Genomic DNA, 14,170 nt, shown 5'->3' on the forward strand with positions numbered 1-14,170 from the left:
CTGCTCTCTGTCACGGTTAATTTTTATAGGCAACCGCCTTCGGTATATAAACGACTTGACCTTCCTCGATACTCTGATTCGACTCCAATTCATTGCTGAAGAGTATCGATTGGACCGTTACATCATAACGCTGCGCCAAGTCTTCAAGCGTTTCTCCTTGCTGAACGATGCAGACCTTCATCCTTACCAATTCTTCATCTTGCTTCCTGCCGAATAAATCCATGATGGAAGACTGCTTTTCCCCATGCTCAGCCGTTTCTTTTTCATCCCGTTCCGCTGCTTGCTTCCGGCCCTTGTACGTTTTCACTTCCTTATCTTTGGCTTGCGGTGCCGGTCTTTCCCTTTCTTTGAACAGGTCCCCTATCGATGAAGGAAGCTCGACTTCCTTTTCCACCTTCACCTGTTCGTTGAGGACCGGACCTGCGGCCACAACTTCATCCTCTTCCTGAAGGGCGCCGCCCTCGGTTTTGAACCGTGACACTGGACCGCTGGCAATTGGAACACTCTGATGATTGCCAGCATCCCCCTGACCTTCTTCCGCATTCAAGGACGCCATTGGCAATTCCACGTTCTCTATCGTTTTTTCCTGCCTGCTAGGCCTCTCTTCCTGCACGGATAATACAGGTTCTTCGGACCCTTGTTCACTGGCATCCGTGTCTTCCTGTCTGCTTACTTCCGCTTCCCACTCCTCCTCTTCAGGATAAGGTGACACCGGCATTTCGAAAACAGGAGCGCTGTGCTGATCGCTTAAGTAAATCGGCTCTTCTTCTTCTTCTTCCTCTTCGTTAGCTTCGGCTACCCGTTTTGCCTCAGCGGAAAATGGCGAATATAACTCATCTTCCTCCTCATCACGGAAAACAGGCTGAAAATCCGGAATGGTCGGCATTCCAGCCGCATAAGGAATGTAAGACTCATTTTCTCCATCCGTTTCTTCCTGTTCCTCCAATTCCCCTGCTTCCTGTTCCGTATCGAACCGCTCTTCCACGTATGAATCATTGTAAATTCCAGTTATCAATAAATCCGCCTGCAATTTCAAGTGATTATGTTCCGGCAACGCATAGTCAAAGCTCTGAATCGAGACATCGATTTCCTCCAATGAAGCAACCCGATTTGTCGGAATCGTTATATCAACCGGAAAACGGTGTGTGAACTCATTAAGTCCATTGAGATGCCTCTCGACCTTTTGCACGGCTTTTGGCAAAAAGGTTTGCGAAAACTCCTCTTGTTCACCATTTTGCGAGTCCTTGTATTCACCGCATAAGTCTAACGAGCCTCGTATAAAAACATATTGATCACTCTCTTGAATCGTCACATTCGGATCCAGGGAAATCGAATAAAGCTCAGCCACTTCCTGTCCCTTCTGGAACCAAACGGATTCCTCTAAAGAAAATCGTAAATGCGATTCATTTTCTTGCGACAAAACAACTCCTCCTTTCAACTTCAGAAACGGTACATATACCAATAACAATCTATGAAGGAAAACGATCAATTATTCCTTATTTTCATCTAAACCTATCTAGTCCACGTTTTTGTCCGCAGCTTTAAAGGAGAAATTTCATGTACATGATTCGGGCTTTTGCCTATAATTCGCCTACAGTGACTTTTATTCGGCCTACTGCTACCTTTTTTCGGCCTGAACCAACTTAATCCGGCCTTCAGCCACTTTAATTCGGCCTACCTCCACATTAATTCGACCAACATTCAACTTAATTCGTCCTACACCCAACTTAATTCGGCCTACTGCTACCTTTTTTCGTCCTGAACCCAACTTAATCCGGCCTACATCCAACTTAATTCGGCCTACTGCTACCTTTTTTCGTCCTGAACCAACTTAATCCGGCCTGCGCCCACTTTTTCGGCCTACCTCCACATTAATCCGACCTACATCCAACTTAATCCGGCCTGTAACCACATTAATTCGACCTACACCCTACTTAATCCGGCCACAATCGAGTAAATAAAAAAAAGTCAGGCTTCCGTTCTCCAAAAGCGTTTGGAGGAGGGTAGCCTGACTTAAGCGTTTTTTTTTCGAATCATTTCTTTAATTTGGCAAAAGCCTTTTCTGCAGCTGAGATGGTTTTTTCGATATCTTCATCACTATGTGCAGTGGATAGGAATAAGCCCTCGAACTGGGACGGCGGCAGGTAGATGCCTTGGTCCGCCATTTCCCGATAGTAAGAGGCGAAAAATTCAAGATCGGATGTTTTGGCTGTATCGTAGTTGATGACTTCTTCATTCGTGAAGAATAGTCCGATCATCGAGCCTGCCCGGTTGAATGTATGTGGGACATCGTACTTTTTGGCTGCTTCGCCAATGCCTTTTTCAAGCATATCGCCTTTTCGAGTGAATTCTTGATAAGATTCAGGCGTCAATTGGCTCAGTGTTTCAAGACCAGCCGTCATGGCCAGCGGGTTGCCTGACAATGTTCCCGCTTGATAAATCGTTCCGCTAGGAGCAATTCGTTCCATCAATTCACGCTTGCCTCCGAAGGCTCCAACCGGCAGTCCACCGCCAATCACTTTGCCAAGGCAGGTAAGATCCGGCGCGATGCCAAAATACCCTTGGGCACAATGATATCCGACACGGAAGCCTGTCATGACTTCATCAAAGATCAATAAGGCCCCATATTCGGTCGTCACTTCCCGTAAGCCTTCGAGGAAGCCTGGCTGTGGCGCAACGACCCCCATATTGCCGGCAACCGGCTCGACGATGATACAGGCGATATCTTCGCCAAATTGTTCAAATGCATATTTGGTTGCTGCAAGATCATTATAAGGCACGGTAATCGTATTTTTGGCAATGCCTTCCGGTACACCGGGGCTATCCGGTAATCCTAACGTGGCAACGCCGGAACCTGCTTTGATTAACAAGGAATCTCCGTGTCCATGATAAGAGCCTTCGAATTTCAGGATTTTATCACGTCCTGTAACGCCTCGTGCCAACCTGAGAGCACTCATGGTCGCTTCCGTTCCGGAAGATACCATCCTGATCATCTCAATCGAAGGCACGCGGTCTATGACCAACTTAGCGAGTTCATTCTCGATTACCGTAGATGTTCCAAAGCTAGTGCCCGATTCGGCTACCTTTTTCAATGCTTCGACGACACGATCATTTGTGTGACCGAGGATAAGCGGTCCCCATGAAAGAACATAGTCGATATATTCATTGCCATCGATATCATACATTTTTGAGCCTTTGCCGCGCTCCATGAAAATGGGGTCCATGTCCACTGACTTGAAGGCACGTACCGGGCTGTTCACTCCGCCTGGCATCAAGTTTACTGCTTCGGCAAACGCTTTTTTCGATTTTTCATATGACCGCATGATTCAATCCCCTTTTCCATTACCGGTTTTTTTTTATCTTTGTTGATCTTCGTCCATCCACCGTGCAACATCTTTTGAGAAGTACGTGATGATCAAGTCGGAACCCGCACGCTTCAATCCTGTCAGCATTTCCGTCACGATCGCTTTTTCATCAATCCAGCCATTTTGGGCGGCTGCCTTGACCATTGAATATTCACCGCTGACATTGTAGGAAACAACAGGGAGATTAAAATTATTTTTAACATCCCGGATGATGTCCATATAAGCGAGTGCCGGTTTAACGATTAGGAAATCCGCACCTTCAGCGACATCGGATTCCGCTTCACGGAATGCTTCAAGACGGTTGGCTGGATCCATTTGATATGTTTTCCTGTCGCCGAATTGCGGCGCGCCATTCGCTGCATCACGGAAGGGACCGTAAAAAGCAGAAGCATATTTCACGGCATAGGACATGATCGGTATATCTTCATATCCGGCTTCATCCAGTCCTGCACGGATGGCTGCCACGAACCCGTCCATCATATTGGAAGGAGCGATGATATCAGCTCCAGCCTCTGCCTGGCTGATTGCTGTTTTGGCAAGAAGGTCCAGGGAAGCATCATTGAGGATTTTTTCCCCTTCAACCACTCCGCAATGGCCATGGCTTGTATACTCACAAAGGCAGGTGTCAGCAATGACGATGATTTCTGGATATTGTTTTTTTATAAGGCGGGTTGCTTCCTGCACAAGTCCGTTATGGTGAAACGCCCCGGTGCCGTGTTCGTCTTTATCATGTTCAAAGGGTACACCGAATAAAATGACCGATTTAATCCCAAGACTTGCCACTTCATCCATTTCCGCCTCCAAGTTATCCATGGAAAGCTGATAGATACCCGGCATCGAGTTAATTTCATTTTTTACCTGTTCACCATCAATGATGAAGATGGGATAAATCAAATCCTCTTTATGCAATTGTGTTTCACGGACCAAAGCCCTCATGCCTGCACTTGCACGCAAACGGCGGTGGCGATTGAATGGAATATTTTTCATTGTAAAGTTCCTCCCTTAGTATTTCGTTTCATGATGAAGTGAATGATATCGGCAACCATGGCGTCCGTCGTATAGACATCAGGACACACGTCTACTGATAATCCATGTTTAACAGCCGTCTTGGCGGCGATGGGACCGATGCATGCGATGACGATCCGGTCTATGTATGTACCCAATTCATGGCTTTCCATGATCTGCAGGAAATGATTGACCGTCGAAGAACTCGTAAAGGTTATGATGTCAATGGCATGATTCTTTATAAGATGGACGAGTTCTTGTTCGCTGCTTGCTGGAAGTACGGTGCGATAGATGATCACTTCATCACATGATGCTCCACCTTCATTGATTGCCTCCGCAATGACGGACCTGGCTAGATTCCCTTTCGCCAGCAGCACACGGGTTCCAGGTTCCAATATGGTAATGAACTCCGAAACGAACCCTTCGGCAACAAATTCGGATGGCACGAAATCCGCCTCATATCCGTACCGTTTCAGGGCGACTTCCGTTTTGGAACCGATCACCGCTATCTTCGGAAGAGTCCTTGGCCGTTTACCAAGAAGCTGAAAGAAGTAATCCACCCCATTTTGACTGGTCAAGATGATCCAGTCATAGGTATGAATCGCCGCTAAGCATTGACGGACCTCCTCCAAACGATCAGGCAGGGTGAACTCCAGCAATGGCACAAGAAGCGGCGTTCCGCCATTTTCCTCGATAGATGCCTTTAAGCCATCAGCCTGTCCTTTCCCTCTGGTGATCAGTACCTGATAATCCTTAAGAGGCTGAAAGGGAGTCATTACTGATCGAGCTCCGCTTTTACGCGATCGATCAATTCTTTACCGCCCATTTCACTTATTTTTTTGGCAGCTTCATGTCCGACTGCCTCGGGATCTTCACCCTCGACCATTTCCTTGTAAATCACCTTTCCATCCGGGGAAGCGACCAATGCCGTCAAGGCAACGGAGCCATTATCCTTTGCCACCGCGAAGCCGGCAATCGGTACCTGACATCCGCCTTCCATTTTATCCAAATACGCACGCTCCGCTTCGACGGTCTTTTTCGTTTTTTCGCATGTTAATTTAGCAAGTTCATCGAGCAACTCTTTGTCGTCTTCACGGCATTCAATGGAAAGCGCTCCTTGACCGACTGCTGGAATGCAAATGTCTTCATCCAGGAATTCGGTAACGATTTCCCGCTCCCAGCCCATTCTTGAAAGTCCGGCTGCCGCTAAGATGATCGCATCATAATCTTCCGTTTTCAGCTTGTTCAAGCGGGTATCGATATTGCCGCGAATCCATTTGATTTCAAGGTCCGGCCTTCTTGCTAAAATCTGGGCGCCACGGCGCAGGCTGCTAGTGCCGATGATGGAGCCTGGCTTCAATCCGGATAAGGTTTCATGATTTTTTGATATCAAGGCATCCCGGTGATCCTCACGTGGAGGTATGCACCCGATCGTCAAGCCTTCGGGAAGCACTGCCGGCATATCCTTCATGCTATGTACGGCCATATCGATTTCTTTATCGAGCATCGCTTGTTCGATCTCTTTGACGAACAAGCCTTTACCGCCTACCTTGGAAAGTGTGACATCGAGGATTTGGTCACCCTTTGTCACAATTTCCTTCACCTCGAACTCATATGGAGCCCCAAGTTCTTTAAGTTGGGCAATCACCCAATTCGTTTGGGTGATCGCTAATTTACTTCGTCTAGAACCGACAATAATTTTTCTCATAATTTCCTCCTAAGTATTCCAAAAGTGGAATGTTGAAAGGCTTCCGAAAAGGAAAAAGTTGATTAACACGATCATGAAGGATCCAATATTCAGAAAGGCCAATGTCCTTCCATACATTTGTTTCCGGATTTTTAAGTATAAGAACACACTGTAGCCGATGAGCAATATAAACGAACCGATGATTTTCATATCCAGCCACGATACACCCGGCACTTTTATATAGGCCCATTGGATGCCCAGGATAAGCGAGACCACCAATAAGGGCACGCCTATTGCCGCAAGGACATAAGACATATGCTCAAGCTTTGTTAAGTCGCCGAGTCGAAGCAGCCTTTTGCCCCATTTCTTCCGTTTCAATAAATCATATTGAATCAAGTAGAGGAGGGAAAATACGAAAGAAAGCGTAAATGCCCCGTAAGAAAGGATCGCAAAGGTGATATGTATGAGCAACAGCTCCGAAACGAGACGCTGTGCAAGAACTTGCGATTCTATCTGTACAGGTGCAAAGGTATGGATGGCCATGACCATGAAGCCTAAGACATTCGTAAAAAAGACCGTAAAATCGACTCTTAGCAAGCGATTGATGATTAATGATAAAGATACGAGGACCCATGCATAAAAGTATAAACCTTCAAAAATCGTCAAAACCGGGAACCTTCCCGTTTTCCATACATACAGAAACAAAAAAATTGTTTGCAGTACCCAAACAATAGAAAGCAACCAGAAAGCGACCTTGTTCGCCTTCTGGTCATTATTAAGGAAGTCCATAAAATATAAAAGCATACTGATGGCATACAACAATACTGTGACTTCATGCAATCTTGTCATTAGTAATTCCATATCTACCTCATTACTGGACAGGAACTGGGTTTAGCAGGGATGCCTTGGAGCCGTTCCGTTCTTTTTCATCATCCTCCGCTACCAGGTGGTCTTCTATCAATTCCTCCAAATGGAAGATTTTCACGAAGTTATTCAATTGCTCTTTTGCATTCGGCTCATCCGCCAGCTCTTTTGCATAAAGGATCGGATCTTTTAACATCTGGTTGATGATGCTCTTCGTATGCTTGTTCAATACCTTTTTGTCACGCTCGCTTAAATGCGGAAGCTTTCTTTCGATGCTTTCCATCGTTTCCTTCTGAATCGAAAGCGATTTTTCCCGCAAGGAAGAGATGACAGGAACCACGCCAAGCAAATTAATCCACTGATTGAAGTCGACGATTTCGGATTCAATCATCAATTCTATTTTCTGGGCGGCTTTTCTGCGCTCTTCGATATTCGCTTGCACGATCCCTTCAAGGTCGTCAATGTCATACAAGAAGACATTTTCCAGCTCGGCCAGCGTTGGGTCGAGGTCACGCGGAACGGCGATATCGACCATGAAAATAGGACGGCCCTTGCGAAGCTTATTTACGAATGTCATCATCTCTTTTGTTACGAGAAGATCTTTCGACCCAGTCGAAGTAATCAGGATATCCGCTTCCACTAAAGCGCACTGCAGCTCCTGAAGCTGTTTTGCCTTACCATTGAACCTGCCGGCCAAGTCGACCGCTTTCTGAAAAGTGCGGTTAATGACCGTAACGCTGTCTGCACCATTGCTGTGAAGGTTTTGAATGGCCAGCTCTCCCATTTTACCTGCACCAAGAATCAAAACGTTTTTGCCGTTCAGACCGCCGAAGATTTTTTTGGCAAGTTCGACGGCAGCATAACTGACAGAAACGGCATTGGTGTTGATTTCCGTTTCTGAATGAGCTTTCTTCGCCAATGTAAGGGCTTGCTTGAAGAGATGGTTAAAAACGGTCCCAATCGTATCTTCTTTCTGTCCCAACATATAGCTGGAGCGTACTTGTCCCAAAATCTGCGTTTCCCCAAGGATCATGGAATTCAAGCCGCACGTAACGGAAAATAAATGCTCGACGGCCCCATCACCTTCATAGATGAACAGGTATTTAGAAAATTCCTCTTTATCGATATGGAACCATTCCGAAAGAAATTCCTTAATGTAATACCGGCTTGTATGAAGCTGGTCACCGACCACATATATTTCCGTTCTGTTACAAGTTGAAATAATGATATTTTCCAAGATGCTTTTTTTATTTTTAAGAGCTTTCATTGCCTCGGCAAGTTCGGCTTCGTTAAACGATAGTTTTTCCCGAATTTCAACAGGGGCAGTTTTGTAATTAATACCAACCGCTAGAATATGCATCCTTTTGTTTTGCACCCCCAAAATTTTTCGTGTAAATTTATTATACCATGTACAAAAAATGATTCACGCAAATAATATGAACAGTTTATGAAAACATATGCTACCATGAAAAGACGGCTAAAACGCCAGGATTGCTCCAAAAGGTGTCTAGGCGGGATTTATAAGTTACATACATATTTCGACATAGTGTACAAAAGTACCATATCAAAAATGGCAAAAAACTTCAAGTAATCGAATTGGATAGGAGGATCACATGAAAACGCAACGCATTTTCCCTGGAATCGTTTTAATTGGTTTCGGCCTATATTTTTTTCTTGAGCATTCCCACATCGAAATCTTCCCAGGTTTTTATAGTTGGCCGACCCTATTATGTATAGTGGGTGCAGCCTTCTTGATTCAGGCCTATAGCGGCAATGAGTATGAGTCGATCCTGCCAGGCGTGATTTTGCTTGGTTTCGGGGCTCATTTTCACATCGTAAAAAACCTGGAAATTTGGCCGGATAATATAGGTATCTTTATTTTAATCATCTCACTGGGTTTTATACTGCGGGCCCGCAAAACAAATAATGGAATGTTTCATGGGTTGATACTGCTGATCATCTCGATTCTATTCTTATTCTATGATAAGATCACGACCTCTTTCGGGCTGGTCGAAACGAGCACGGCGAATATCGAAAGGTTTTGGCCATTTGCCTTGATGGCAATCGGCATCTATTTTTTAGTTCGTAAAAAGTGATCAGGCAGAATTCATATTGAAAAAGGGTATTCCGGATGCGGAATACCCTTTTCATTTACATATATTTCTTAAGGACACCCCAAGCCTGTTCTTTCCCTTCGCCCGTTTCACCAGAGAAAAGAAGCAATTCATCTTCTTTTTCCATATTTAACGTTTGGCGGGTGACTTTCAAGTGCTTCTGCCATTTGCCTTTAGGAATTTTATCCGCTTTAGTGGCGATGACGATCCTTGGAAGGTCATAATGCTTCAGGAATTCATACATTGCGATATCATCCTTTGTCGGCGGATGACGCAAATCGACGATCAGAAGCGCAGCACGGAGCTGATCACGGGAAGTGAAATACGTTTCGATCATTCTTCCCCACGCATCACGTTCGGTTTTGGATACCTTTGCATAGCCATAGCCTGGAACATCGACAAAATGGAGTGCTTCATTAATGATGTAAAAATTCAAAGTCTGCGTCTTGCCCGGTTTGGACGATGTTCTCGCCAGGTTTTTCCGGTTGATCATTTTGTTGATGAAACTCGATTTCCCTACATTGGAGCGGCCAGCCAAGGCAAACTCCGGGATTGGAGTATTGGGATATTGATCAGGCTTTACGGCACTGATGACAATATCTGAACTTGTCACTTTCATTCGTCCACACCTACCAATGCATGCTCAAGGACTTCATCTACGTGTGAAACTGGAACAAATGTTAATGCTTTACGGACACTCTCCGGGATATCATCAATATCCTTTTCGTTATTTTGCGGGATGATGATTTTCGTAAGTCCTGCCCGGTGCGCCGCTAAAGATTTTTCTTTAAGGCCGCCGATTGGCAGAACCCGTCCGCGTAATGTAATTTCGCCTGTCATGCCTACCTCTTTTCTGATCGGCCTGTTGGTAAGGGCCGATATTAACGCTGTTGCAATCGTGATGCCTGCAGAAGGACCATCCTTAGGGACAGCACCTTCTGGGACATGAATATGAATATCATATTTTTCATGGAAGTTCGCATCAATATGAAGTTTCTCGGTTTTTGAACGGACATAGCTGAAAGCGGCCTGTGCAGACTCTTTCATTACATCGCCAAGCTTGCCAGTCAATATAAGCTTTCCTTTACCTGGTGATAAGGAAACCTCGATTTGCAGCGTATCGCCGCCAACCGATGTGTAAGCCAAGCCATTGGCTACCCCGACTTGATTCTCGACTTCTGCCTGTCCATAGTGGAACATCGTTTTCCCCAGAAACTCCTCGACATTCTTATCAGAAATGACGACCCGCTTTTTCTCCCCGGACACGATGATTTTCGCAGTCTTCCTGCAGATGCCAGCAAGCTGTCTCTCCAGACTCCGGACACCGGCTTCCCGGGTATAATAACGAATGATTTTGGTTAGAGCTTCCTCACGGATTTGCAATTGTGTCTTCATTAACCCATGGTTTTCCAACTGTCTAGGCAGAAGGTGATCCTTGGCTATATGAAGTTTCTCTATTTCAGTATAACCTGCAATCGAAATGATTTCCATACGATCACGAAGCGGGCCAGGAATGGAGCCCAAATTGTTCGCTGTCGCTATGAACATGACTTTGGATAGGTCATACGTTTCTTCAATATAATGGTCACTGAAATTATGGTTTTGCTCGGGATCGAGCACCTCAAGCATCGCTGCGGATGGATCGCCCCTAAAGTCATTGGACATCTTATCCACTTCGTCCAGCAAAAAGACGGGATTGATCGTTCCCGCTTTTTTCATGCCCTGGATGATCCGTCCTGGCATTGCCCCTACGTATGTGCGGCGATGGCCGCGGATCTCTGATTCATCACGAACTCCACCTAGTGAGATCCGGACAAAGTTCCTATTCATGGATGTTGCGATTGATTTAGCCAAACTGGTTTTCCCGACCCCAGGAGGCCCAACCAAGCAAAGGATCGGTCCCTTCAAGGAATTGGTCAATTGCTGGACGGCCAAATACTCCAGCACCCGCTCTTTCACCTTTTCCAAACCATGATGATCCCTATTCAGGATTCTTTCAGCTTTATGGATATTCAAATCATCCTTTGTCGCGTTCGACCACGGAAGCGATATGAGCCATTCAATATAGTTGCGGATGACAGAGCTCTCAGCAGAGCTTGAAGGCACTTTTTCATATCGGTCCAATTCCTTTAAGGCCGCTGCCTTTATGTGCTCAGGCATATCCGCTTCTTCAATCTTTTCGTTAAGGACTTCAATCTCGCCAGTCTTTCCTTCTTTATCGCCCAATTCTTTTTGTATGGCTTTCATTTGTTCACGCAGATAATATTCCTTTTGAGTCCGTTCCATTGAACGCTTGACGCGCTGGCCGATCTTTTTCTCGAGAAAAAGAACCTCTTTTTCATTATTGATGATTTCGATTACACGGCTCAATCGCTTTTTCATATCGATGGTCTCTAGCACTTCCTGCTTCTCCTTCAACTTCAAAGGCAGATGCGAGGCAATGATATCAGCCAATCTCCCTGGCTCTTCAATATCGGAAGTGGATGTGAATGTTTCACCGGTTATTTTCTTGGACATTTTTATGTATTGTTCAAAATAATCCAGAAGAGTGCGCATCAATGCTTGATGTTCCGCATCCTTTTCATCACTGTCTTCATATATTTTTATTTTGGCACCATAATGTGTCTCATAATCGTAAAATTCAACGACCTCTGCCCGGTTCAACCCTTCCACCAATACCCGGATTGTCCCGTTCGGAAGCTTCAGCATCTGTTTTACTTTTGTTAAAGTTCCCATTTTAAATAAATCTTCTTCACCTGGTTCGTCCAACGAAACATCTTGTTGTGTCGTCAAAAATATAAGATGGTCTTCCACCATTGCTTTCTCAAGGGCTTGCACCGATTTGTCTCGGCCTACATCTAAATGAAGTACCATCGTTGGATATACAAGCAATCCTCTAAGCGGCAGGAGGGGGACGATGATTTCTTTATCAGTCATTTCCTGACACCTCCATCTTTTTAGTATCGTCGTTGTAAACTATTTACCCATGTTCTCGACCTTTTAACAATTCTATCTTATTTATATAGAAGTGTCTATTCGTTTACCTTGACACGTTTCTACTGCTCTTATTATCTCCAATATTAATTAAAAAAGCACGCCTGAACTTGCGATTATTTTTCCCAAATGGACTTCATTATAATGCCCCGGTTCTATTAAGCCGGGGCACTTCCTTTATACGCTTTCTTTTTTTGATAGGTCCAAGGACGTGAGGATTTGCTCTGATATCATTTCCTTTTTCAGTGCTTGATCCAGCACTTCTTTTACATGTGTAACGGGGATGATTTCGATATCCTTGATTTCCAATAGCAACGGCTGCATGTTATCGGCTGGGATGATCACTTTCTTTGCCCCGGCTAGCTTCGCGGCCTTGATTTTCGGTATGACTCCGCCAATCGGCTTGACTCCGCCATGGATGCTGATTTCCCCAGTCATTGCTATTGTGTGGTCAACAGGGATTTTATAAATGGCCGAGTATATGCCCGTTGCCATTGCAATCCCTGCAGAAGGTCCGTCGACGGGACTTCCGCCTGGGAAGTTCACATGGATATCGAATTGATCGGCAGGCACCCCCATCGACCGGAGAACCGTGATCACGTTTTCGATCGAACCTTTCGCCATGCTCTTGCGACGGATCGACTTGCCATTTCCACCGCCAATGCTCTCTTCTTCCACGATGCCGGTGATATTTATCGAGCCTTTCTCATTCGATGCAGCCATGACGGTAACTTCGATTTCCAGTAATGCCCCTGAGTTGGGACCATATACTGCAAGACCGTTGACTAGACCTATTTTCGAATTCGTTTCTATTTTCCGGTCCATGCGTTGGGTCAATTGACTGCTATGCGCCATCCAATCAATATCTTCTTCTCTTATGAAGCTCCTATTTTCATTAATCGAGATCCCGGCAAGAGTCTGGATCATATTGACCGCTTCCCTGCCATTACGGGCATAATCGGAAATCGACTGCAATCCTTTTTCACTTATCGTGATCCCCACTTTATCGGAGGCATTCTTGGCCACTTTCATTATTTCTTCCCGGTCCAGCTCGCGGAAAAAAACCTCTATGCATCTTGAACGGATCGCAGGTGCAATTTCATTCGGCGTCCTCGTTGTCGCTCCAATCAAGCGAAAGTCGGCAGGAAGCCCATTTTTGAAAATATCATGGATATGAGTGGGAATATTTTGATTTTCCTCTTGGTAATAGGCACTTTCCAGAAAGACCTTCCGATCCTCCAAAACCTTTAAGAGTTTATTCATCTGGATGGGATGAAGCTCCCCTATTTCATCTATGAACAACACCCCGCCATGAGCATTGCTGACAGCGCCTTGCTTTGGTTGCGGAATGCCAGCCTGTCCCATCGCCCCGGCCCCTTGATAGATCGGGTCGTGAACCGAACCAATCAGCGGATCGGCAATCCCCCGCTCGTCGAATCTAGCTGTAGTCGCATCCAATTCCACGAAAACGGCTGAATTCTTAAAAGGTGACTTGCCATTTTTCTTAGCCTCTTCAAGAACAAGTCTGGCTGCTGCCGTTTTCCCAACCCCCGGAGGGCCGTAAACGATCACATGCTGGGGATTCGGTCCACATAATGCAGCTTTTAATGATTTAATCCCATCTTCCTGCCCGATGATTTCGGTGAATGTGCTTGGCCTTACCTTCTCCGCCAATGGTTCCGTTAATGAAATGGATCTCATCTTCCTTAATTGGTCCATTTCCTTTCGTGAATCTCTGTCAATCGAAACCTTTTGGGTCCGTTGGCCTTTCAATAAGTTCAAAAAATACAATCCAATAATAATCCCAAAAAACAGCTGAATAAACAACGCCAATCCTGTCCAATTCATTCTATTCCCTCCTGCACTCTCCTAGTTTGTCATTTCTGTTAGTATCTCCTTGGGAAGGGCGAAATTATCCAAGAAATCAACGTTGTAAATTTTTGGGGTTTTGGCGGTGGAATTCCGTATTTCCGTTCAGGTTGAGGTTAGACTTTCATTGGTTAAGTTTCGGTGAGTTTGGACAATGACCGCTTCATTGTACTGCAGGCAACTCGCTTATCCAGAGGCGGTCCTTGACCCACCTCGGCTTTCAGTCTGCGGGTCTCAAGCGGACGCGCCATTCCCGCAGGAGTGTCGCCGCC

At 45.5% G+C, this 14,170-nt stretch carries 11 protein-coding genes; 1 reads left to right on the top strand and 10 read right to left on the bottom strand.

Features of this window, described 5'->3' with window-relative positions; all coding sequences use genetic code 11:
* Positions 1–16: 16 nt before the first annotated feature.
* The 7 genes from spoVID to hemA form a co-directional block, all read right to left on the bottom strand.
* A complete protein-coding gene (gene spoVID / locus AS888_RS17825) occupies positions 17–1,420 on the bottom strand; it encodes a stage VI sporulation protein D (RefSeq protein WP_061143492.1) in 1,404 nt (467 codons plus the stop codon).
* Positions 1,421–2,033: 613 nt separating this feature from the next.
* Complete coding sequence (gene hemL, locus AS888_RS17830; protein WP_061143493.1) at positions 2,034–3,323, bottom strand: glutamate-1-semialdehyde 2,1-aminomutase; 1,290 nt, start codon at positions 3,321–3,323, stop codon at positions 2,034–2,036.
* 33 nt (positions 3,324–3,356) lie between these two features.
* A complete protein-coding gene (gene hemB, locus AS888_RS17835) occupies positions 3,357–4,352 on the bottom strand; it encodes a porphobilinogen synthase (RefSeq protein ID WP_061143494.1) in 996 nt (331 codons plus the stop codon).
* A complete protein-coding gene (locus AS888_RS17840; RefSeq protein WP_061143495.1) occupies positions 4,349–5,146 on the bottom strand; it encodes a uroporphyrinogen-III synthase in 798 nt (265 codons plus the stop codon). Before AS888_RS17840 ends, hemB begins: the two co-directional genes overlap by 4 nt.
* On the bottom strand, positions 5,146–6,078 hold the full coding sequence (gene hemC, locus AS888_RS17845) for a hydroxymethylbilane synthase (protein ID WP_061143496.1): 933 nt from the start codon (positions 6,076–6,078) through the stop codon (positions 5,146–5,148). Before hemC ends, AS888_RS17840 begins: the two co-directional genes overlap by 1 nt.
* A 9-nt stretch (positions 6,079–6,087) precedes the next feature.
* Positions 6,088–6,918: a cytochrome C assembly family protein gene (locus AS888_RS17850; protein WP_061143497.1), complete on the bottom strand. Its 831-nt coding sequence runs from the start codon at positions 6,916–6,918 to the stop codon at positions 6,088–6,090.
* Between the two features lie 10 nt (positions 6,919–6,928).
* Positions 6,929–8,281 carry a glutamyl-tRNA reductase gene (hemA, locus tag AS888_RS17855; protein WP_061143498.1) on the bottom strand — a complete coding sequence of 451 codons (1,353 nt, stop codon included), beginning with the start codon at positions 8,279–8,281 and terminating at the stop codon, positions 6,929–6,931.
* 253 nt (positions 8,282–8,534) lie between these two features.
* Between hemA and AS888_RS17860 the strand changes: the two genes are divergently transcribed.
* Positions 8,535–9,017: a LiaI-LiaF-like domain-containing protein gene (locus AS888_RS17860; protein ID WP_061143499.1), complete on the top strand. Its 483-nt coding sequence runs from the start codon at positions 8,535–8,537 to the stop codon at positions 9,015–9,017.
* A 55-nt stretch (positions 9,018–9,072) separates the two neighbouring features.
* Here the strand turns inward: AS888_RS17860 and yihA are convergent, their stop codons facing one another.
* The 3 genes from yihA to lonB form a co-directional block, all read right to left on the bottom strand.
* On the bottom strand, positions 9,073–9,654 hold the full coding sequence (gene yihA, locus AS888_RS17865; RefSeq protein ID WP_061143500.1) for a ribosome biogenesis GTP-binding protein YihA/YsxC: 582 nt from the start codon (positions 9,652–9,654) through the stop codon (positions 9,073–9,075).
* Positions 9,651–11,972: an endopeptidase La gene (gene lon, locus AS888_RS17870; RefSeq protein WP_061143501.1), complete on the bottom strand. Its 2,322-nt coding sequence runs from the start codon at positions 11,970–11,972 to the stop codon at positions 9,651–9,653. Before lon ends, yihA begins: the two co-directional genes overlap by 4 nt.
* Positions 11,973–12,206: 234 nt before the next feature.
* Complete coding sequence (gene lonB / locus AS888_RS17875) at positions 12,207–13,877, bottom strand: ATP-dependent protease LonB (protein WP_061143502.1); 1,671 nt, start codon at positions 13,875–13,877, stop codon at positions 12,207–12,209.
* Positions 13,878–14,170 lie beyond the last annotated feature (293 nt).

The organism is Peribacillus simplex (genome assembly GCF_001542915.1).
Classification (GTDB): Bacteria; Bacillota; Bacilli; order Bacillales; family DSM-1321; genus Peribacillus; species Peribacillus simplex_B.